Origin of the sequence: Streptomyces lienomycini (assembly GCF_027947595.1) — a bacterium.
GTDB classification, from domain to species: domain Bacteria; phylum Actinomycetota; class Actinomycetes; order Streptomycetales; family Streptomycetaceae; genus Streptomyces; species Streptomyces lienomycini.
Genome location: NZ_CP116257.1, coordinates 2,668,971 through 2,687,123, shown reverse-complemented (window position 1 = coordinate 2,687,123; position 18,153 = coordinate 2,668,971). Strand labels below are relative to the sequence as shown.

The 18,153-nt window shown below is 73.0% G+C and carries 15 protein-coding genes; 8 read left to right on the top strand and 7 right to left on the bottom strand.

The annotated features are described in order from the left end of the window. Positions 1–30 precede the first annotated feature (30 nt). Together BJ961_RS12135 and BJ961_RS12130 are read right to left on the bottom strand one after the other, a co-directional pair. Positions 31–1,362 (bottom strand): M20/M25/M40 family metallo-hydrolase, encoded by a 1,332-nt coding sequence (locus tag BJ961_RS12135; RefSeq protein ID WP_271321307.1) that lies wholly within the window; start codon positions 1,360–1,362, stop codon positions 31–33. Further along, entirely contained in the window at positions 1,355–2,188 is an 834-nt protein-coding gene (locus BJ961_RS12130) for a M55 family metallopeptidase (protein WP_271321306.1), read from the bottom strand. Before BJ961_RS12130 ends, BJ961_RS12135 begins: the two co-directional genes overlap by 8 nt. A gap of 211 nt (positions 2,189–2,399) precedes the next feature. Between BJ961_RS12130 and BJ961_RS12125 the strand changes: the two genes are divergently transcribed. Further along, positions 2,400–3,233, top strand: a complete 834-nt coding sequence (locus BJ961_RS12125) for a PIG-L family deacetylase (protein WP_271321305.1) — start codon at positions 2,400–2,402, stop codon at positions 3,231–3,233. 13 nt (positions 3,234–3,246) lie between these two features. Here the strand turns inward: BJ961_RS12125 and BJ961_RS12120 are convergent, their stop codons facing one another. From BJ961_RS12120 to BJ961_RS12105, 4 genes are all read right to left on the bottom strand, one after another. Next, the gene (locus tag BJ961_RS12120) at positions 3,247–3,987 is read right to left on the bottom strand and encodes a class I SAM-dependent methyltransferase (RefSeq protein WP_271321304.1); all 741 of its coding nucleotides are present in this window, start codon (positions 3,985–3,987) and stop codon (positions 3,247–3,249) included. Positions 3,988–4,152: 165 nt separating this feature from the next. Next, positions 4,153–6,594 carry an ATP-binding SpoIIE family protein phosphatase gene (locus BJ961_RS12115; protein WP_271321303.1) on the bottom strand — a complete coding sequence of 814 codons (2,442 nt, stop codon included), beginning with the start codon at positions 6,592–6,594 and terminating at the stop codon, positions 4,153–4,155. A 146-nt stretch (positions 6,595–6,740) separates the two neighbouring features. Further along, positions 6,741–9,191 (bottom strand): MFS transporter, encoded by a 2,451-nt coding sequence (locus BJ961_RS12110; protein WP_271321302.1) that lies wholly within the window; start codon positions 9,189–9,191, stop codon positions 6,741–6,743. A 150-nt stretch (positions 9,192–9,341) separates the two neighbouring features. Further along, positions 9,342–9,785 carry an SRPBCC family protein gene (locus BJ961_RS12105; protein ID WP_271321301.1) on the bottom strand — a complete coding sequence of 148 codons (444 nt, stop codon included), beginning with the start codon at positions 9,783–9,785 and terminating at the stop codon, positions 9,342–9,344. A gap of 160 nt (positions 9,786–9,945) precedes the next feature. On the opposite strand from BJ961_RS12105, the gene BJ961_RS12100 reads away from it, so the two are divergent. The 5 genes from BJ961_RS12100 (at position 9,946) to BJ961_RS12080 (ending at position 14,127) form a co-directional block, all read left to right on the top strand. Continuing rightward, the gene (locus BJ961_RS12100; RefSeq protein ID WP_271321300.1) at positions 9,946–10,992 is read left to right on the top strand and encodes an Rv2578c family radical SAM protein; all 1,047 of its coding nucleotides are present in this window, start codon (positions 9,946–9,948) and stop codon (positions 10,990–10,992) included. 64 nt (positions 10,993–11,056) lie between these two features. Then, a complete protein-coding gene (locus BJ961_RS12095) occupies positions 11,057–11,356 on the top strand; it encodes a putative quinol monooxygenase (protein ID WP_271321299.1) in 300 nt (99 codons plus the stop codon). Positions 11,357–11,534: 178 nt separating this feature from the next. Next, positions 11,535–13,133, top strand: coding sequence for an alpha/beta hydrolase (locus BJ961_RS12090; protein ID WP_271321298.1), 1,599 nt, complete (start codon positions 11,535–11,537; stop codon positions 13,131–13,133). A gap of 59 nt (positions 13,134–13,192) precedes the next feature. Next, positions 13,193–13,591 carry a RidA family protein gene (locus BJ961_RS12085; RefSeq protein ID WP_271321297.1) on the top strand — a complete coding sequence of 133 codons (399 nt, stop codon included), beginning with the start codon at positions 13,193–13,195 and terminating at the stop codon, positions 13,589–13,591. Further along, complete coding sequence (locus BJ961_RS12080) at positions 13,588–14,127, top strand: GNAT family N-acetyltransferase (protein WP_271321296.1); 540 nt, start codon at positions 13,588–13,590, stop codon at positions 14,125–14,127. The genes BJ961_RS12085 and BJ961_RS12080 overlap by 4 nt, the downstream gene beginning before the upstream one ends. A 36-nt stretch (positions 14,128–14,163) precedes the next feature. Here the strand turns inward: BJ961_RS12080 and BJ961_RS12075 are convergent, their stop codons facing one another. After that, positions 14,164–14,757 (bottom strand): adenylosuccinate lyase, encoded by a 594-nt coding sequence (locus BJ961_RS12075; protein ID WP_271321295.1) that lies wholly within the window; start codon positions 14,755–14,757, stop codon positions 14,164–14,166. A gap of 379 nt (positions 14,758–15,136) precedes the next feature. Here BJ961_RS12075 and BJ961_RS12070 point away from each other — a divergent pair, with 379 nt between their 5' ends. Both BJ961_RS12070 and BJ961_RS12065 read left to right on the top strand, forming a co-directional pair. Next, positions 15,137–16,942: a 3-hydroxyacyl-CoA dehydrogenase family protein gene (locus BJ961_RS12070; protein ID WP_271321294.1), complete on the top strand. Its 1,806-nt coding sequence runs from the start codon at positions 15,137–15,139 to the stop codon at positions 16,940–16,942. A gap of 136 nt (positions 16,943–17,078) precedes the next feature. After that, a complete protein-coding gene (locus BJ961_RS12065) occupies positions 17,079–17,894 on the top strand; it encodes a TetR family transcriptional regulator (RefSeq protein WP_271321293.1) in 816 nt (271 codons plus the stop codon). The last annotated feature ends 259 nt before the right edge of the window (positions 17,895–18,153 follow it).

Here is an 18,153-nt window from a genome sequence, read left to right as displayed (position 1 = left end):
CCAGCTCCTTGTTCGGGCGGTGTCTCGGCTTCAGGCCGTGCGCAGGAATCGGTCCAGGACGCGGACTCCGAAGTGCAGCGCCTCGACGGGAACGCGTTCGTCCACGCCGTGGAAGAGGGCCTGGTAGTCGAAGCCCTCGGGCAGCTTCAGCGGCGCGAAGCCGTAGCCGGTGATGCCCAGCCGGGAGAACTGCTTGGCGTCGGTGCCGCCGGACATGCAGTACGGCACGACGTGCCCCTCGGGGGCGAACTCCTCGACCGCCGCGCGCATCCGGGCGTACGTCGGCGAGTCCACCGGCGCCTGGAGGGCCACCTCCCGGTGGGCGTACTCCCAGTCGACGTCCGGGCCGGTGAGCCGGTCGAGGGTGTCGCGGAACTCGTCCTCGCCGCCGGGCAGGAACCGCCCGTCGACGTGGGCGACGGCCTCCCCGGGGATGACGTTGACCTTGTACCCGGCGTCCAGCATGGTCGGGTTGGCGCTGTTGCGGACGGTGGCCTCGACCAGCTTGGCGGCGGGGCCGAGCTTGTCCAGCAGCGTGTCGGCGTCGTCCAGGTCGGCCTCGATCCCGTAGACGGCGGCGATCTCGGTCAGGGAGGCGCGCACGGTCGGGGTCAGGCGCAGCGGCCACTCGTGGGCGCCGATGCGGGTGACGGCGGCGGCGAGGCGGGTGATCGCGTTCTCCCGGTTCACCTTCGAACCGTGCCCGGCACGCCCGCGCGCGGTGAGCTTCAGCCAGCCCGTGCCGCGCTCGCCGGCGGCGATGGGGTAGAACTGCCGTCCGCTCCCGTCGTGGAAGGTGAACGCCCCGGACTCGCTGACGCCCTCGGTGCAGCCCTCGAACAGGGCGGCGTGCCGGTCGGCGAGGAAGCCGGAGCCGTCCTCGGCGCTGGCCTCCTCGTCCGCGGTGAACGCGATCACCACGTCGCGCCGGGGTCGTACTCCCCGTCGGGCCCAGTCGCGCGCGACGGCGAGGATCATCGCGTCCATGTTCTTCATGTCGACCGCGCCGCGCCCCCAGACGACGCCGTCGCGGATCTCCCCGGAGAACGGGTGCACGCTCCAGTCGTCGGCCTCGGCGGGTACGACGTCCAGGTGGCCGTGGACGAGCAGCGCGTCGGCGGACGGGTCGGTGCCCTCGATGCGGGCCACGACGTTGGTGCGGCCCTCGGTCCGTTCGAGGAGTGTGGGCTCGATCCCGGCCTCGGCGAGCCGCGCGGCGGCGTACTCGGCGGCCGGGCGTTCCCGGCAGTCGCCGCCGCCGCGGTTGGTGGTGTCGATCCGGATCAGCTCGGAGGTGAACCGGACCACCTCGTCCAGCGCCCGCGCGCCCGTCTCCGCGGCCGCGTCCGTGTGCTCAGCCATACTGCTCCTCCACCGCCGCCGAGACGATCGTGGTGACCGCCTTGAACGTGCGGACGGCCTCGTACATCGTGTCGTGGGTGTAGGCCACCTTCCGCTCCCCGACCTGCGCCACGCCGGGCACGACGGTCGCGGCCGCCGCCAGGTGCTCGGCGTCGAACTCCATGGCGACGGTGAACGGCCCACCGCTCACCGGCTCGTGGCGCACCGCGAGCGCGGTGGCCTCCTTGGCGGCGGCCCGGATGTCGGCAGCGGTCCTGGCGGGCGTACGGCAGACGGCCGCGTACCGCGACACGTGGTCCTTGACCGCGACCTTCCGCGCCTCGGGCGCGTACCCGAGCGCGTCCTCGCAGGCCACGTCGTCCCCGGTGACCAGCACCACCGGCACCCCGTACTCGGCGACCACGTGGGCGTTGAGCAGTCCCTCGCTGGCCCGTACGTCGTTCAGCCAGACGCCGGTCAGCTGGTTGGCGAGGTAGGTGTGGGCGAGGACGCCCTCCATGCCGGCGCCCGCGTGGTAGCCGATGAACGCGATGCCGTCCACGTCACCGTGCTGGACGCCCTCCACCATGGAGAGCGGCTTGTGCCGCCCGGTGAGCATCTGCGTCCGCTCGTCGAGCCGCTCCAGGAGCAGGTTGCGCATGCTCCAGTGCGCCTCGTTGACCAGTACCTCGTCGGCGCCGCCGTCGAGGAACCCCAGCACGGCCGCGTTCACGTCCGAGGTGAACATCGAACGGCACCGCTCCCACTGCGGTGTCCCGGGCAGGACGTCGGCCGGCCAGGTGACACCGGTGGCGCCCTCCATGTCGGCACTGATGAGGATCTTCATGCGGATGACGCTACATGCCGCCGAATATGCTGGCCAGGGGCCACACGACAGTCAAAGGTCCACACCACTGACCGGGCTCCGGGCCGCCCGTCCGGCGGGTGGCCGGCGGGGCCGGGAACAGCCGGGCCGATCCGCGCCGTTGGACCCGGCGGAGAGACCCGGGGGCGCCGCGCACCCGAAACGATCATCACGTCCGCAGGAGGACTGCTTCATGACTGACCGGCCCTTGACACTCATGGCCGTGCACGCCCACCCCGACGACGAGGCCACCAGCACCGGTGGAATCCTCGCGCGGTACGCGGCGGAGGGAATCCGCACGGTTCTCGTGACGTGTACCGACGGCGGTTGCGGTGACGGACCGGGGGGTGTCAAGCCGGGCGACCCGGGGCACGATCCGGCGGCCGTCGCCTCGATGCGCCGTCGGGAACTCGACGCGAGCTGTGCCGCCCTCAAGATCAGCGATCTGGAGACCCTGGACTACGCCGACTCCGGGATGATGGGCTGGCCGAGCAACGACGCCCCCGGGTCCTTCTGGCGGACCCCCGTGGCGGAGGGCGCCGCCCGGCTCGCGGAGCTCATGCTGCACTACCGCCCCGATGTGGTCGTCACCTATGACGAGAACGGCTTCTACGGTCACCCCGACCACATCCAGGCCCACCGCGTCACGATGGCGGCGCTGGAGACCACCGGGCTGACGCCGAAGGTGTACTGGACGACCATGCCCCACTCGGCGATGCGGCGCTTCGGGGAGATCATGAGCGAGTTCCAGGAGGACATGCCGGAGCCGGATCCCGCCGAGGCCGCCGCGCTGGCCGAGATCGGTCTCCCGGACGACGAGATCACCACCTGGGTGGACGCCACCGCGTTCAGCGGCCAGAAGTTCGACTCGCTGGCCGCACACGCCAGTCAGGGCGAGAACATCTTCTTCCTCAAGATGGGCAAGGAGAGGTTCGGCGAGTTGATGGGCGTGGAGACGTTCCTCCGTGTCCGGGACACCACCGGCGCGGCCGTACCGGAGAACGACCTGTTCGCCGGCCTGCGCTGATCCGGCCCGGGGCTCAGCCGCTCGGCCGCGTCGACCCCGCCCCCGCCACCACCCACGTGGACGGCAGCTCTATCCGGGTGCCGTCCGCCGTGTACTCCGTGGTGATCAGCGGGAGTTCCCCGCTCGCCAGGACGGTGAGACCGGCGGCGCGCAGGTGCTCCGGTATCGCCTCGTCGGGGACCGCCGCCGGAGTGAGGCCGTGGCGGAGGACGGGGGCGAGTTTGGCGGGCGGGCCGGCGGGGCCCCGGGCCAGGTCCGTCAGCACGGCCTTGGCCGTCGGGGAGGGCTCCACCAGGAAGGCGCGACCGTGGGCGCCGAGGAGCACGGCGAGCGCGTCGGCCAGTGGCTGCCGGTCGTCGGGCTCGCACTGGTGCAGGACGCCCCGTACGTAGACGTTGGCGTCGCCCAGCTCCGCGTGCAGTGCCTCCGCCTCGGCCCGGTCGGCGGCGTCCAGTCGCCGGTACGCGGCCGACCCGCCCGGATCGGCGCGGCGGGCGTGGTCGAGTGCGGCGCCGGACAGGTCGGCGCCCACCACGTGCGGGAAGCGTTCGGCGAGGTAGCGGGTCTGGGTGCCGTTGCCGCAGCCGAGGTCGATCAGTGGCAGCGCGGGGTGGGTCAGGTGCGGCTCGAAGTCGGCGAGGTGGCGGCCCGCGGTCAGCACCGGTTCGGCGTCCCAGAACACCGCCCCCCGGTCCTCGGGTGCCTCGCTCCAGAAGCCCTCCCAGGCTCCCCGGTACCGACTCGTCACGCTCATGCCCGTGCCTCCCCAGGTGCGACGCCGTACGGACCCGTCGACCACGACGGGCCCGTACGGTGTATCGCGCCCCGCGCACGGCCACAAGCGCCCGGCGCGTTCCTTCACGACTCGTGCGAAGTGCGCGCCCCCCGTGAGTGCGGCCCTCCCCAGGGGAGCCGGCGGTCAGCGGCGGGGAAGCGTCAGTTCGAACCAGACCGTCTTGCCGGTGCTGGTGCGGCTCGCGCCCCATTCGCGGGCGAGGGTGCTGACGACGCGCAGGCCGCGTCCGGTCTCGTCCTCCGGGCCCGCGCTCTTCAGGTTCGGCAGGTCGTGGTCGTCGTCGTCCACCTCGCACAGCAGCGTGTCGGCGCGCACCAGGCGCAGTGCGACGGGGCGGGCGCGGGAGTGCCGTACGGCGTTGGTGACCAGTTCGCTGACCAGCAGTGCGGCGGGGTCGGCCAGCTTGGGCAGCCCCCAGTCGTGGAGTTGCTCGCGGACCGCCGCGCGGGCTCGGCCGACCTCGGCCGGGTCGCGGGCGAGGCGCCACTCGGCGACCGCGTCGGGTCCGATCCCGGTCAGCCGGGCCATGAGCAGGGCGACGTCGTCCTTGCGTCCGCCGCGGGTGCCCAGGGCGCGGATGATGGTGTCGCAGGCGTCGTCCATGGACGCGGCCGGGTGGGCGGCGGACTCGCAGAGGGTGGCGAGGCCGACGCCGATGTCCTCGCCGCGCATGGGTGCCCCCGTCGGCAGGTCGATCAGCTCGCTGGCGCCGTCCTCGGCCCGGACCAGGACGGGTGGGATGTGCCCGGCGTTGGCGAGGTGCAGTTCGCCGGCGATCGGGTCGTAGACGGCGTACAGGCAGGTCGCGAGGTGGGTGTCGCCGAGCCGCTGGGCGAGGTCGTCGAGGTTGCGCAGGAGCTGGGCGGGCGGCAGGTCGAGGCCGGCCATGGTCTGGACGGCGGTGCGCAGTTGCCCCATCATCGCGGCGGAGCCCAGCCCGTGGCCCATGACGTCGCCGACGACGAGGGCGGTGCGGGCGCCGGGCAGTTTGACCGCGTCGAACCAGTCGCCGCCGACCCGGCCGAGCAGCGTGCCCGGCAGGTAGCGGGTGGCGATGTCGCAGCCGGCCATGCGCGCGGGGATGTGCGGGAGCATGCTGTCCTGGAGCGTCTCGGCGACGTTCTCCTGGTGGGTGTACATGCGCGCGTTGTCCAGCACGAGGCCCGCGCGGGCGGCGAGTTCGGCACCGGTGACCCGGTCCATGTCGTTGAAGACGGGCCGCTCGGGGTGCCGGAGCAGGATCATGAAGCCGAGGACGACCTGGCGTGCCTTCAGCGGCACCAGCAGCATCGAGCGGCCCGTGATGAGCGGGCGGATGTCCCGCTTCTCGAACTGGGAGGCGATGGCGTGGCCCATCTCCTCGGTGATGCGGGGCACCAGGACCGGCTCGCCGCTGGTCATGCACTGGAAGAACGGGGTGTGCGCGGGGAACGGCATGGCCTCGCCGACCGGTACGACGTCGTCCCAGCGGCCGGGTTCGTCGGTGTGCTCCAGGGCGACCCGGTGCCACATCGTCGTCGTGTCGGGCACTCCGTCGGGGAAGCCCTCCCCGGCGACGACCTGCTCGCGCAGATAGGTCCCGGCGACGTCGGTGAAGCGCGGGACGACGGCCCGGCTGACCTCGACGATGGTCCGCGAGAGGTCCAGCGAGGTGCCGATCGCGCCGCTGACCTCGTTGAGGAACTCCAGGCGCTCGCGGACGGCCGCGTACTCCAGGTCCTCGGCCTCGTCCCGCAGTTCGTCCGGCACCGGCTCGCCGGCCGCCAGAGCACGCGCGGCCCGCTCACGGCGTGCCCGGCGCTCGACCCGCCGGGGCACGCCCCAGTCGGGGGTGACGGGCACCCGGTCGTGCCGGCTGAACTCGAGGACGGGGTAGCCCAGTTCGAGGACCTGGGCGACGATGCGGGCGCTCTCGCCGACGCTCGTGCTGGGCAGGATCTCGGGGAGGCGGCGAGCGAGTTCTCCGGCGCCGGGGAAGTCGGTGTGCAGGGCGAAGCCGGGTGCGATCCGCTCGACGACGGCCGCCCCGGCGCTCCCGTCGGCGTCGTCCCGCGGCAGTCCGTCGGCATGGTCCCGTCGCAGCCCGTCCGCGTCGGCGGCCAGCACGAGCAGCCGCTCGCGGCCGGGTCCCACGAGGGGGTACGCCCACCAGAGCACGTCGATGCGGTCGTCGGCCCGCACGGTGAGCCGGGCGCGTCCGGCCGCCGGGTAGGACAGCCGTCCGTCGAGGGAGGACTCCAGGCCGGGCCCCAGGCCGTCGTGGGCCGCGTACGAGCCGTACGCCGTGTCCTCGTCGCCTGTCCCGTTCCCGGTCCCGTCCTCGGGGAGCACGGCCGAGACGGGCAGCAGGTCGGCCGCGGGCCGGCCGATGGCCTCTTCCTTGGGCAGCGCGAACAGCCGTCGCGCGCCACGGCTCCAGTGGGACACCAGTCCGTCGCGGTCCACCACGACGACGGCCAGCGGCACACGGCCCGCCACGGGGCCAGCCGGCACGGGGTCGGCCGGCACGGCGTCAGGTCCGGCCGGGTGGCCGGGAGGTGCGTCCCGCTCGGTGCCATGGTCCATGGCGTCAGGCCCTCTCTGCCCACGGCTCCGCAAGATCTGTGTCGCCGTCACCACCGTACGGCGGTGCCCGGTGACCATGTGCGGCAACGGGGGAATTGGTGGCGCGCGAACACACCGGCGCGCGCCCGCGCGCCGGTGTCCGGGTCTCAGTCCTCGTGGCCGAGCTGGAGGTCGCGTTCCGTGCGGCCGCCGCCGGCCACCTGGAGCACGGTCGCCACGGGCGGGTATCCCGCCGCGATGACGGTGTACTCGCCGGACGACAGGTCGACGAACCGGAACGTGCCGTCCGGGCCGGTGGTCAGGGTGTCCACGACGTTGCCCGCCGCGTCCAGCAGCGTCACGCGCGCGTCCTCGACGATCCGCCCGCCACTGGCCCGTACGGTGCCGCGCAGCACGGCGCCGCCGGCCAGTTCGACGTCCTGGCGGGTCTCCCGGGCGGCCTGGACGCTGACGGGCAGCGCGGCCGGGCGGAAGGCGGGGGCGCTGGCGGCGAGGGTGTACTCGCCGGCCACCAGCTCCGTGATGACGTAGCCGCCCTCACGGCCGCTGCGGGTGGTGGAGACGACTTCGCCGTGGACGTTGGTGAGGGTGACGATCGCGTCGCGCACGGGGCTGCCGTCGGCGGTCATAACGCTGCCGGCCAGGCGTCCGGCGCCGCCGAGGACCACGTCCAGTTCCACCGGGCGTTCGCCGACGGTCACGGAGACCGCCTGCGGCTGGTGGCCGCCGGCCGCGGCGATCAGGACGTACGCCCCGGATCCGGGCGTGGCGAGGGCGTACCGTCCGTCGTCGCCGCTGGCGCCCCGGCCGATCTGCTGTCCGCCGACGTCGATGAGGGTGAGCGCCGCGCGGGGGACGACGGTGCCGTCGGGGTGCTGCACCGTGCCGCAGACGGGGATGCCACCGGCGTAGGGCGACCGGGCCGGCGGGACCTGGGCGCCGTTGGCGGGCGCGGACGGTGCCGGCTGGGGGTGCTGGGTGTGCTGTGCGGTCTCCGGCTCGGTGACGGGGGCGTTGTGGGACACCAGGGGTTTCTCCTTGAGGAAGAGGGCGATGAGGAGCCCGAGGACGAGCACCGGCACCAGGTAGAGGAAGATCCGCGGCATGGCGTCGGCGTACGCCCCGATGTAGGCGTCGCGCAGCGCCGGGGGCAGGGAGTGGACGAGCTGTGGGGTGATGGCCTCGGCGTCGGGGAGCCCGGCGCCCGCGTCGGCGGGGATCCGGTCGGCGAGGGCGTCGGTGAGCCGGCCGGCGAAGAGGGTGCCGAAGATCGCCGCGCCGACACTGCCGCCGATCTGCCGGAAGTAGTTGTTGGCGCTGGTGGCGGTGCCCAGGTCGGCGGGGCGCACGGAGTTCTGCACGGCGAGGACGAGGACCGGCATCACCATGCCGATGCCGGCGCCGAGGACGGCCATCCAGATGCTGTACTGCAGTCGGGGCGTGTCGGTGTCGAGGTGGGAGAGCAGCCACATGCCGACGACGGACAGCGCGCTGCCGAGGATCGGATGGACCCGGTAGTGGCCGGTGCGGCTGATGAGCTGGCCGGAGATGATCGAGGCGACGACGATGCCGCCCATCATCGGCAGCATCAGCAGTCCGGACTCGGTGGCGCTGGCACCGTCGACCATCTGCAGGAAGGTCGGCAGGTAGCTGGCGGCGCCGAACAGGGCGACGCCGATGACCAGGCCGACCAGGGCGGTGATGTTGAAGACGGAGTCCCGGAACAGCCGCAGCGGGATCAGCGGTTCGGGCGCGAAGCGTTCGGCGACCAGGAAGAGCAGGGTGGCCCCGACCGCTCCGGCGGCCAGCCCGAGGATCGTCCTCGAGCCCCACGCGTACTCGGTGCCGCCCCAGCTGGTGAGCAGCACCAGGCAGGTGGAGGCGGCGGCGAGCAGCAGGGCGCCGAGGATGTCGAGGCGCGGCTTGACCCGCGGCCTGGGCAGCTTGAGGACGACGGCGACGACGGCCATGGTGACCAGGCCGAAGGGCACGTTGATGTAGAAGCACCAGCGCCAGGAGAGGTGGTCGGTGAAGTAGCCGCCCAGCAGGGGGCCCGCGACGGAGGCGAGGCCGAAGGCGGCGCCGATCAGGCCCATGAAGCGGCCGCGCTCGCGGGGCGGCACGATGTCCGCGATGATCGCCTGCACGCCGATCATCAGGCCGCCCGCGCCGACGCCCTGCACGGCGCGGAAGGCGATCAGCTGGTCCATGGTCTGCGCGCGTCCGGCGAGCGCGGAGCCGACGACGAAGACCAGGATCGCGAACTGGAAGACGCCCTTGCGGCCGAAGAGGTCGCCGAGCTTGCCGTAGATCGGCAGGCCGACGGTGGAGGTGAGCAGGTAGGCGGTGATCGCCCAGGACATCTTGTCCAGCCCGTGCAGCTCGCCGACGATCTTCGGCAGCGCCGTGGCGACGATCATCTGCTCCAGCGCCGCGAGCAGCAGCGCGAGCATCAGTCCGACGAAGACCAGCCGCACCCGGCGCGGGCTCAGCCCGGTGTTCGGCTCCGGCTCGGGAGCGGGGGGTTGGGGTGGCGCCTGGGGTGCGGCGACCGGTTCGTCCCGCACCGGGTCCTGCACCAGAGTGATCCCGCCCACGTACCGCTCCCCTCGTCACACCTGCTCACATTTGCCGCCTGAGGCGACAACTGCGAACAAGTGCGACGAGTTACGGAAGTACGGCGGGTTCGTGCGGAGATCACTCGAACCGGTGAGGCGGCCAACGGCCGCCCCGGGCCCGTCCTTTGGCTACTTCTCGACCTCGGCGGCGAGCTTGCCGAGCATGGCGTCGTAGATGCGCGCGAGGCCCTTGGGCGCGAAGGTCTTCTCGAAGAAGCCGCCGACGCCGCCGGCGCCCTGCCAGGTGGTGACCACGACGACCCGGGACTTGCCCTCGCCCGCCGGGGTGACCCGCCAGGTGGTGACCATGGAGGAGTTGCGGTCCTTCTCGACCAGCTCGCCGTCGGCCGGCTCGGTGACCTCCAGCAGGCAGTCGCGGACGCGCTTGCTCGTGGCCTGGAGCTTCCAGTGCACGAGGGTGCCCTCGCCGTCGCCGCCCTCGCGGACCTCGTACTCGCTGAAGTGCTCGGGCAGCAGCTTCTCGCGGGTGCCGCTGTAGTCGGCGAGGGTGTCGAACACCGTCTCCGCGTCCGCTGCGACGATCCGCTCCGTCGTCGCCTCGACCTGCGCCATCGGGTTCCTCCAGGGCCTGGTTCTCGGGTTCGGGGCAAGCCAACCACCCCACCGCCCGGCCACCAAATCGGGGGGCGTGAAGCGGCCCCGCACGACTCACGGGCACGATCAAGGGAACAAGTGTTCTATTGTGTCGGACAGTGCTACCGAGGAGGCCGCAATGCGCTGGGAGAACCTCACGGACTCCGACCACGCCCGGGCCGCGGACACCGCGCTGTTCGGCGCGGACGCCGTCACCACCCGCACCTTCGACACGCCCGAGTTCAGAGGCATCACCTTCCACGAGGTGCGGGCCCGCTCGATCCTGAACCGGGTGCCGGGGGCCTCGCGCATGCCGTTCGAGTGGACGGTGAACCCCTACCGGGGCTGCACGCACGCGTGCGTCTACTGTTTCGCCCGCAAGACGCACAGCTACCTGGACCTCGACACGGGGCTCGGCTTCGACTCCCAGATCGTCGTCAAGGTGAACGCGCCCGAGCTGCTGCGCCGCCAGCTCGCCTCGCGCCGCTGGCAGGGCGAGCACGTGGCGATGGGCACCAACGTCGACTGCTACCAGCGCGCGGAGGGCCGCTACCGGCTGATGCCGGGCATCATCGAGGCCCTCACCGAGCGGGCGAACCCCTTCTCGATCCTGACCAAGGGCACGCTGATCCTGCGCGACCTGGACCTGCTGACGCGGGCGGCGCGGGTGACGGACGTGGGGATCTCGGTCTCGGTCGGCTTCACCGACGCCGAGCTGTGGCGCACCGTGGAGCCGGGCACCCCGGCACCGGAGCGCCGGCTGGAGGTCGTGCGGACCCTGGCCGGGCGCGGCATCGGCTGCGGGGTGCTGATGGCTCCGGTCATCCCCTTCCTCGGCGACGAACCGGCCCAGCTGAGGGCCACCGTGCGCGCCGTCGCCGCCGCCGGTGCCACGTCGGTCACGCCGCTGGTGCTGCACCTGCGCCCGGGCGCCCGCGAGTGGTTCATGGCCTGGCTCGGCCGGCACCACCCGCACCTGGTCCGCCGCTACGAGCGGCTGTACGCGGACGGCGCGTACGCCCCGAAGTGGTATCAGCGCCGGATCACCCGCCAGGTGCACGATCTGGCCCGGGAGTACGGCATCGGGCCCACGCGCGCGGGGATGCCCCGCCGGATCGCGGAGCCGGAGCACGCTCGGCCGGCGGCACCCGCGGCCACCGAGCCGGTGCAGCTCTCGCTCATCTGAGAGCCTCCGGGTTCCGGACTCGTCCGACGAAGCCGGCCTCGCGCCGACGGAAGGGATTCTCCCCGTGACCTACGGCTGCATCGCCTCGATGAAGGCCCGGCCCGGCCTCCGCGACGAGGTCGTCTCCCTCCTGCTGGGCGCCGCCGACGGGCTCCGGCAGGCCGGATGCGATCTCTACCTCGTGGGCCTGTCCGAGGACGACGAGACGACGATCTGGGTGACCGAGGTGTGGCGGACCCGGGAACAGCACGACGCCTCGCTGGAACTGCCCGAGGCGAAGGCCGCCATCGGCAGGGCCGTGCCGATGCTCACCGGGGAGTTCACGCGGCAGGACATGGCGGTCGCGGGCGGGCTCGGGCTCTGACGGCCGGTGAACCCGCCGAGGGCGGCGGCCCCGGAGCATTGGAGGGCATCTTCCGGCCCAATTGGGTCACGTATGGACTGCTCGCGTTCTCTTCGAGGCGCTCCCCGGGACGATCCGGCGAGGACCGCGACCCGCGCGGACCGCAGCCGCTCCGTCCTGGGAGTCCTGGGAGAACGCCATGAGACAACGCGCAGCCGTGCTGTGCGGCGCCGCCGTCATCGCCGCCGGGGCCGTCACGGCCGTGCCCGCCGAGGCGGGCGCACCGCGGCCTCCGCACCTCGGGCCCGCCGCACTCGCGGCGCCCGCGACGGGCCCGCACTGGAAGACGTGCGCCTCGGACGACTATCCGACCCTCCAGTGCGCGTCCCTGAAGGTGCCGCTGGACCACGCGCGCCCGCGCGGGGAGCAGATCACGCTGGCGCTGTCCCGCGTCCCGCACACCGCCGAGACGTACCAGGGGCCCCTGCTGGTCAACCCGGGCGGCCCCGGCGGCAGCGGTCTGACGCTCGCCGGGTTCGTGGCGTCGTCGCTGCCCGCGAAGGTGGCGGCCCAGTACGACGTCATCGGCTTCGATCCGCGCGGCGTGGGCAGGAGCAGCCCCGCGCTGGACTGCCTGCCGGGGCACTTCGACCCCGTGCGGCCCGACTCGCTGCCGGACACCCCCGGTGTCGAGCGGGCCAATCTCGCGCGCGCGAAGTCCTTCGCCGACGCGTGCGGCGAGAAGTACGCGGACGTGCTGCCGCACATCGGCACGGTCGCCGCGGCGCGGGACATGGACGCGATCCGCGCGGCGCTCGGCGCGGAGAAGCTCAACTACTTCGGCTACTCGTACGGCACCTACCTGGGCGCCGTCTACGCCAGGCTCTACCCGGACCGCGTACGGCGGCTGGTCCTGGACTCGGTCGTCGGCCCGGACGACGTCTGGTACGACGCCAACCTCCGCCAGGACCTCGCCTTCAACGACCGCCACCGCGCGTTCCTGGCCTGGATCGCCGAGCACGACGCGGCGTACGGGCTGGGCACCGACCCGGAGCGGGTGGAGGCCGCCTGGTACGCCATGCGGGCGGCGCTGGCCGAGCGTCCGGCGGGAGGGAAGGTGGGCGCCTCCGAGCTGGAGGACACCTACCTGCCCGGCGGGTACTACAACGGCTACTGGCCGTACCTGGCCGAGGCGTTCGCCGCGTACGCCGACGACGGGGACACGGGCCCGCTCGTCGAGGCGTACGAGAACTTCGGGGCGCCGGACGCCTCCGGGGACAACGGGTACAGCGTCTACACCGCGGTGGAGTGCCGCGACGCGAGCTGGCCGCGCGACTGGGACGAGTGGCGCGACGACAGCTGGGACCTGTACGGGAAGGCACCCTTCATGGTGTGGAACAACGCCTGGTACAACGCCCCGTGCGCGTTCTGGCCCACTCCCTCCCGGCAGCCCGTGGACGTCGCCAACGGCGAGCTCCCCCCGGTCCTGCTGTTCCAGGCGACCGGCGACGCGGCCACGCCGTACGAGGGCGGCGTCACCGCGCACCGGTCGTTGCGGGGCTCCAGCCTCGTCGTCGAGGAGGGCGGCGGCAATCACGGCATCACGCTGAGCGGCAACGCCTGCCTGGACGAGTACCTGGCCGCCTACCTGACGGACGGCACGGTGCCGCGCGGCGAGGGCGGCGAGGCGGACGCGGTGTGTCCGGCGCTGCCGGATCCGAAGCCGCTGGAGTCCAAGGCCGCTTCCACGTCCTCGCGCGGTTCGACCCTGCACGGGCTGCTCGGCTTCCGGGGCTGATCCTGCCGTCCGGCACACCCGTCGGGGGCGTTGCCGGTGCCATGGTCCACGATGGACGCATGAGTGAGCTGACCAGGATCCCCGCCCCCGAGGGCGTCGCGCCCGCAGCGCAGTACACCCATGTCGTCCTCGGCACCGGGCGGTTCGTGGCCGTCTCGGGGCAGCTCGCCCTGGACGCGGACGGCGGGGTCGTCGGCGAGGGCGACCCCGCGGCCCAGGCCCGCCAGGTGTTCGAGAACCTGCGCCGGTGCCTGGCCTCGGCCGGCGCGACCTTCGACGACGTGGTGAAGCTGACCTTCTTCGTCACGGACATGGCCCACATGGGCGCGATCCGCGCGGCCCGCGCCGCGCACATACCCGACGACCGGCTGCCCGCCGCCTCGGCGGTGCAGGTGGGCGCGCTGGTGCGGCCGGAGTTCCTCATGGAGATCGAGGCGTTCGCGGTCGTGGCCCCGTGAGCGGTCCCGGGGCGCGCGTGCGGGTGCGGGAGATGACGCTCGCGGACTGCGACCGCGTGTCCCTGATCCGCGTCCGCGGCTGGCAGACCGCGTACCGGGGGCTGATGCCGCAGTCCCACCTCGACGCGATGGACCCGGCCGCCGACGCCGGGCGGCGCCGCACCCTGTTCGCCCGGGCCCCGGAGGGCACGGCGAACCTGGTCGCCGAGGACGAGGCCGGCGAGGTCGTCGGCTGGGCCTGCCACGGCCCGTATCGTGACGGTGAACTGCGTACCGCCGACGCCGAGTTGTACGCGCTCTACGTCGACGCCGAACGGTTCGGCGCGGGCGTCGGGCGGGCCCTGCTGGAGGAGTCGGCACGCCGGTGCGAGAGCGCCGGGCACGCGCGCATGCTCCTGTGGGTGCTCAAGGGCAACGCCCGCGCCCGCCGCTTCTACGAGCGGGCGGGATTTCGCCCCGACGGCGCCGAGGAACCCTTCGAGGTGGAGGGCGTCGCGGTGCCCGAGGTGCGCTACGTCCGGGCACTGCACGACTGACGGCCGGTCACCGCTCCGGCGCCGGCAGCCCGCCCCTCACCGCTGCCCGGGGATGCGCGCCAGGGCCCGCACCGCCGCCTCGGCCAGCGCCGGGTGGGCGAGGGCGTCGTGGAGCACCGGCCCGGCGCGGTCGTCGCCGAGGGTGCCGAGGCCCTCGACGCAGGCGAGCGCGACGCGCCGGTACGGGTCGTGCGGGCGCAGCCGCCGCTCCAGCGTGGTGATCAGCGCGGGCACCGACTCGGGGGCCCGCAGCTCCACCAGCAGCCGCACCGGGTGCAGGGCGTAGGCGACCCGCAGTTCGTTGGTGGCGAGGGCCGCGGCGGCGCGGGCGGTGCGCGGGTCGCCGAGCCGGGCCAGGGCGTGGGCGGCCGAGGCGCAGCGCGGCGGGTCCCGGTGGTTGAGCAGCAGCACGAGGGACTCGAAGGCCCGCCGGTCCCCCGCGGTCCCCAGCCGGAAGGCGGCCAGTTCCCGGGCCCAGAGCGGGTGTCCCGGCTCGGTGAGCACCCCGGCCAGCTCGTCGTGGTCCCCGCTCACCACGAGACGGTCGTAGGCCGCCAGGGCGCCCGGGGCACCCGACGCCGCCGACTCGGCCCGTAAACGCTCCGTGAGCGTTCGCAACTCTTCGTCCATGACATCGAGGTTAGGGGCGTCACACCGGGTCTGGGACCTACATCACGAACACCGGGGGCTGGCGCGCTCGTTACCCGCGAGTTAATCTCAGACGAGCGGGTCACCCACTCGCAGCAACTCCACGGTGGTCTGGTGACGCAACCACCGGGAGCGCAGTCGGTCCGGTACCTCGGGTACCGCATCAGGACTCGGCCTCGGGACAGGGCCGGTCACAGGCCGCCGGACGGGCGTGTGCACGCCCTCCGCGACGGCACCGGGCGTGTGCGCGCATCGGCCCGGCAACACCCGCACTCCCTCTCCTCCCTTCCTCACGCACCCGACGCGTCGCACGGCGTGTCCGGGCGTGCTCCTGTCGTCACCTCATTCCTGGAGTCCCGCGATGGCCGCTCCCCTGTCCGACACCCCTCTGTCCCCGCTCCGGACCATCGCCGTGGTCGGCCTCGGCACCATGGGCACCGGCATCGCCGAGGTCCTCGCCGGGGCCGGCCGCGATGTCGTCGGCATCGACATCAGCGAGGCGCAGGCCGTCAAGGCCGTCGCCGCGCTGGAGTCCTCCACCGCCCGTGCCGTCGAGCGCGGGCGGCTGACCGGGCAGGAGCGCGCCGCCGCCCTCGCCCGGGTCCGCACCTCCACCGACCTGCGGGCGGCGGGCGACGCCGACCTGGTGATCGAGGTGGTTCCGGAGTCGTACGAGAGCAAGCAGCGGGTCTTCCGTGAGCTGGACGCGATCGTGCGTCCGGAGGCGATCCTGGCGACCGGGACCAACGCGCTGTCGGTGACACGGCTGGCCGCGGAATCGTCCCGCCCGGAGCGGGTGCTCGGCCTGCACTTCTTCAATCCGGCCCCGGCGATGAAGCTGGTCGAGGTCGTCTCCTCGGTGCTGACCGCGCCCGCCGCCGTCACGGCCGTCACCGATCTCGCCCTCGACCTCGGCAAGGAGCCGGTGGCGGTCGGGGACCGGCCCGGGTTCGTGGCGGACGGCCTGCTGTTCGGTTATCTCAACCAGGCCGCGGCGATGTACGAGGCGAACTACGCCTCCCGCGAGGACATCGACGCGGCGATGCGGCTCGGCTGCGGACTGCCGATGGGTCCGCTGGCCCTCCTCGACCTGGTGGGCGTGGACACCGCGCGCACGGTCCTGGAGGCCATGTACACCGCCTCCCGGGACCGGCTGCACGCCCCCGCGCCGATCCTGCGGCAGCTCAGCGAGGCGGGCCTGACGGGGCGCAAGGCGGGGCGGGGTTTCTACACCTACGAGGCGCCCGGCAGCGCGGTCGTGGTGCCGGACGCGCTGACCCCGCGCGAGGACGGCACCCCGGTCGCCGGGCGGCCGGTCCGCGCGGTGGGGGTCGCCGGTTCGGGCACGATGGCGTCCGGCATCGCGGAGGTGTTCGCCAAGGCCGGGTACGAGGTGGTGCTGGCCGCCCGCAGCCCCCAGAAGGCGCAGACGGCGAAGGCCCGCGTCGGGAAGTCCCTGGCCCGGTCGGTCGACAAGGGGCGGATGACCGCCGAGGCGGCCGCGCGGACCCTGGAGCTGATCACGCCGTCGGGCACGTACGACGACTTCGCCGACGTCGACCTGGCCGTGGAGGCCGTCGCCGAGGACCTGGAGGTGAAGCGGCAGTTGTTCGCCGCGCTGGACAAGGTCTGCAAGCCCGGTGCGGTGCTGGCCACCACCACGTCCTCGCTGCCGGTCGTCGCCTGCGCCCGCGCCACCTCGCGCCCGCAGGACGTGATCGGCATGCACTTCTTCAACCCGGCCCCGGCGATGAAGCTGGTCGAGGTGGTCCGCACGGTGCTGACCGCCGACGACGTGCACGCCACCGTCCACGAGGTCTGCGCCAAGGTGCGCAAGCATGCCGTGGACTGCGGCGACCGGGCCGGTTTCATCGTGAACGCGCTGCTGTTCCCGTACCTCAACAACGCGGTCAAGATGGTGCAGGAGCACTACGCGACGCTCGACGACATCGACGCGGCGATGAAGCTGGGCGGCGGGTACCCGATGGGCCCCTTCGAGCTGCTCGACGTGGTCGGGCTCGATGTGTCGCTCGCCATCGAGAAGGTCCTGCACCGCGAGTTCCGCGACCCCGGGCTGGCCCCCGCACCGCTCCTCGAGCACCTGGTGGCCGCGGGCTGCCTCGGCCGCAAGACGGGCCGCGGTTTCCGCGAGCATGCCCGCCGCTGAAGGGCTGGGCGACTGGTTCCGGTCCGAGGAGGACTGGGGCGGGCTGCTGGGTCCGGCCGGGTCTCCCCCGCCCCGTGCGGGCGGGGGAATCCCCGGTCACGCGCATGATGGCGCACACATGCAGTACGTTCGGGTCATGCCCCAGCCCGCCAGGTCCTCACGTACACCAGCCACGCCCGACGCGCCGGAGAGCGCGGCCGGCAGCCGGGCCGCCGCACAGCGGCTCAAAATGCGCCGGGAACTGGCGGCGGCGGCGATGGAGCTGTTCGCGACCAAGGGGTACGAGGCGACCACCGTCGACGAGATCGCGGCCCAGGCCGGAGTCGCCCGGCGCACCTTCTTCCGCCACTTCCGCTCCAAGGAGGAGGCGATCTTCCCGGACCACGACGACACCCTGGTGCGCGCCGAGGCGGTGCTCAACGCGGCGCCCGCGCACGAGCATCCGCTCGACACCGTGTGCCGCGGCATCAAGGAGGTCATGAAGATGTACGCGGCCCGGCCGGAGATCTCGGTCGCCCGCTACAAGCTGACGCGCGAGGTTCCCACCCTGCGCGAGGCGGAGATCGCGTCGGTGGCCCGTTACGAGCGCCTGTTCACCCGCTACCTGCTCGGCCACTTCGACGAGCACGCGCACGACGACGACGCCAACGACGACCCGCTGCTGGCGGAGGTCGCCGCGTCCGCCGTGGTCACCGCGCACAACCACGTGCTGCGGCGCTGGCTGCGGGCCGACGGGCAGGGTGACGTGGAGGCGCAGCTCGACCACGCCTTCGCGATCGTGCGGAAGACCTTCGGCACGGGCATCGGGGCCGGGCGCAGCACCGCCTCCACCGCGCCGCCGGCCCCCTCCACGGCCTCCGTGCGGGGCGAGGTGCTCGTGACGGTGGCGCGTACCGACGCGCCGCTGCACGAGGTCATGCGCACCATCGAGCAGGCACTCAAGGAGCGCTGACCGCCCAACCTCGCACCGTTCCGCTCTGTGACGACGGCCACCCACCGGGTGGCCGTTTTCGCATGTCGGCGCCCGTTTTTCACCGTCTCCGAGAGATGATTCGATCGATCATCGCTCATCTGTCGCGTAAAGATTTCATCTGAGAACAGTTTCTGGCACTCAGTGCCTTGCGGGGTGACACGCGGTGTCATACGTTGAAGGTGTTCGGGCTGTCCCCGCACCTCATCCCCTGCGCGCCCGAACGCCTGCGTCACAGGCA

Excerpts from the sequence above, each read along its gene's own strand:
- BJ961_RS12065 (WP_271321293.1), top strand. The coding sequence starts at position 17,079 with ATGCCCCAGCCCGCCAGGTCCTCACGTACACCAGCCACGCCCGACGCG.
- BJ961_RS12090 (WP_271321298.1), top strand. The coding sequence starts at position 11,535 with ATGAGACAACGCGCAGCCGTGCTGTGCGGCGCCGCCGTCATCGCCGCC.
- BJ961_RS12115 (WP_271321303.1), bottom strand. The coding sequence starts at position 6,594 with ATGGACCATGGCACCGAGCGGGACGCACCTCCCGGCCACCCGGCCGGA.
- BJ961_RS12120 (WP_271321304.1), bottom strand. The coding sequence starts at position 3,987 with ATGAGCGTGACGAGTCGGTACCGGGGAGCCTGGGAGGGCTTCTGGAGC.
- BJ961_RS12070 (WP_271321294.1), top strand. The coding sequence starts at position 15,137 with ATGGCCGCTCCCCTGTCCGACACCCCTCTGTCCCCGCTCCGGACCATC.
- BJ961_RS12130 (WP_271321306.1), bottom strand. The coding sequence starts at position 2,188 with ATGAAGATCCTCATCAGTGCCGACATGGAGGGCGCCACCGGTGTCACC.
- BJ961_RS12125 (WP_271321305.1), top strand. The coding sequence starts at position 2,400 with ATGACTGACCGGCCCTTGACACTCATGGCCGTGCACGCCCACCCCGAC.
- BJ961_RS12105 (WP_271321301.1), bottom strand. The coding sequence starts at position 9,785 with ATGGCGCAGGTCGAGGCGACGACGGAGCGGATCGTCGCAGCGGACGCG.
- BJ961_RS12135 (WP_271321307.1), bottom strand. The coding sequence starts at position 1,362 with ATGGCTGAGCACACGGACGCGGCCGCGGAGACGGGCGCGCGGGCGCTG.
- BJ961_RS12100 (WP_271321300.1), top strand. The coding sequence starts at position 9,946 with ATGCGCTGGGAGAACCTCACGGACTCCGACCACGCCCGGGCCGCGGAC.
- BJ961_RS12075 (WP_271321295.1), bottom strand. The coding sequence starts at position 14,757 with ATGGACGAAGAGTTGCGAACGCTCACGGAGCGTTTACGGGCCGAGTCG.
- BJ961_RS12085 (WP_271321297.1), top strand. The coding sequence starts at position 13,193 with ATGAGTGAGCTGACCAGGATCCCCGCCCCCGAGGGCGTCGCGCCCGCA.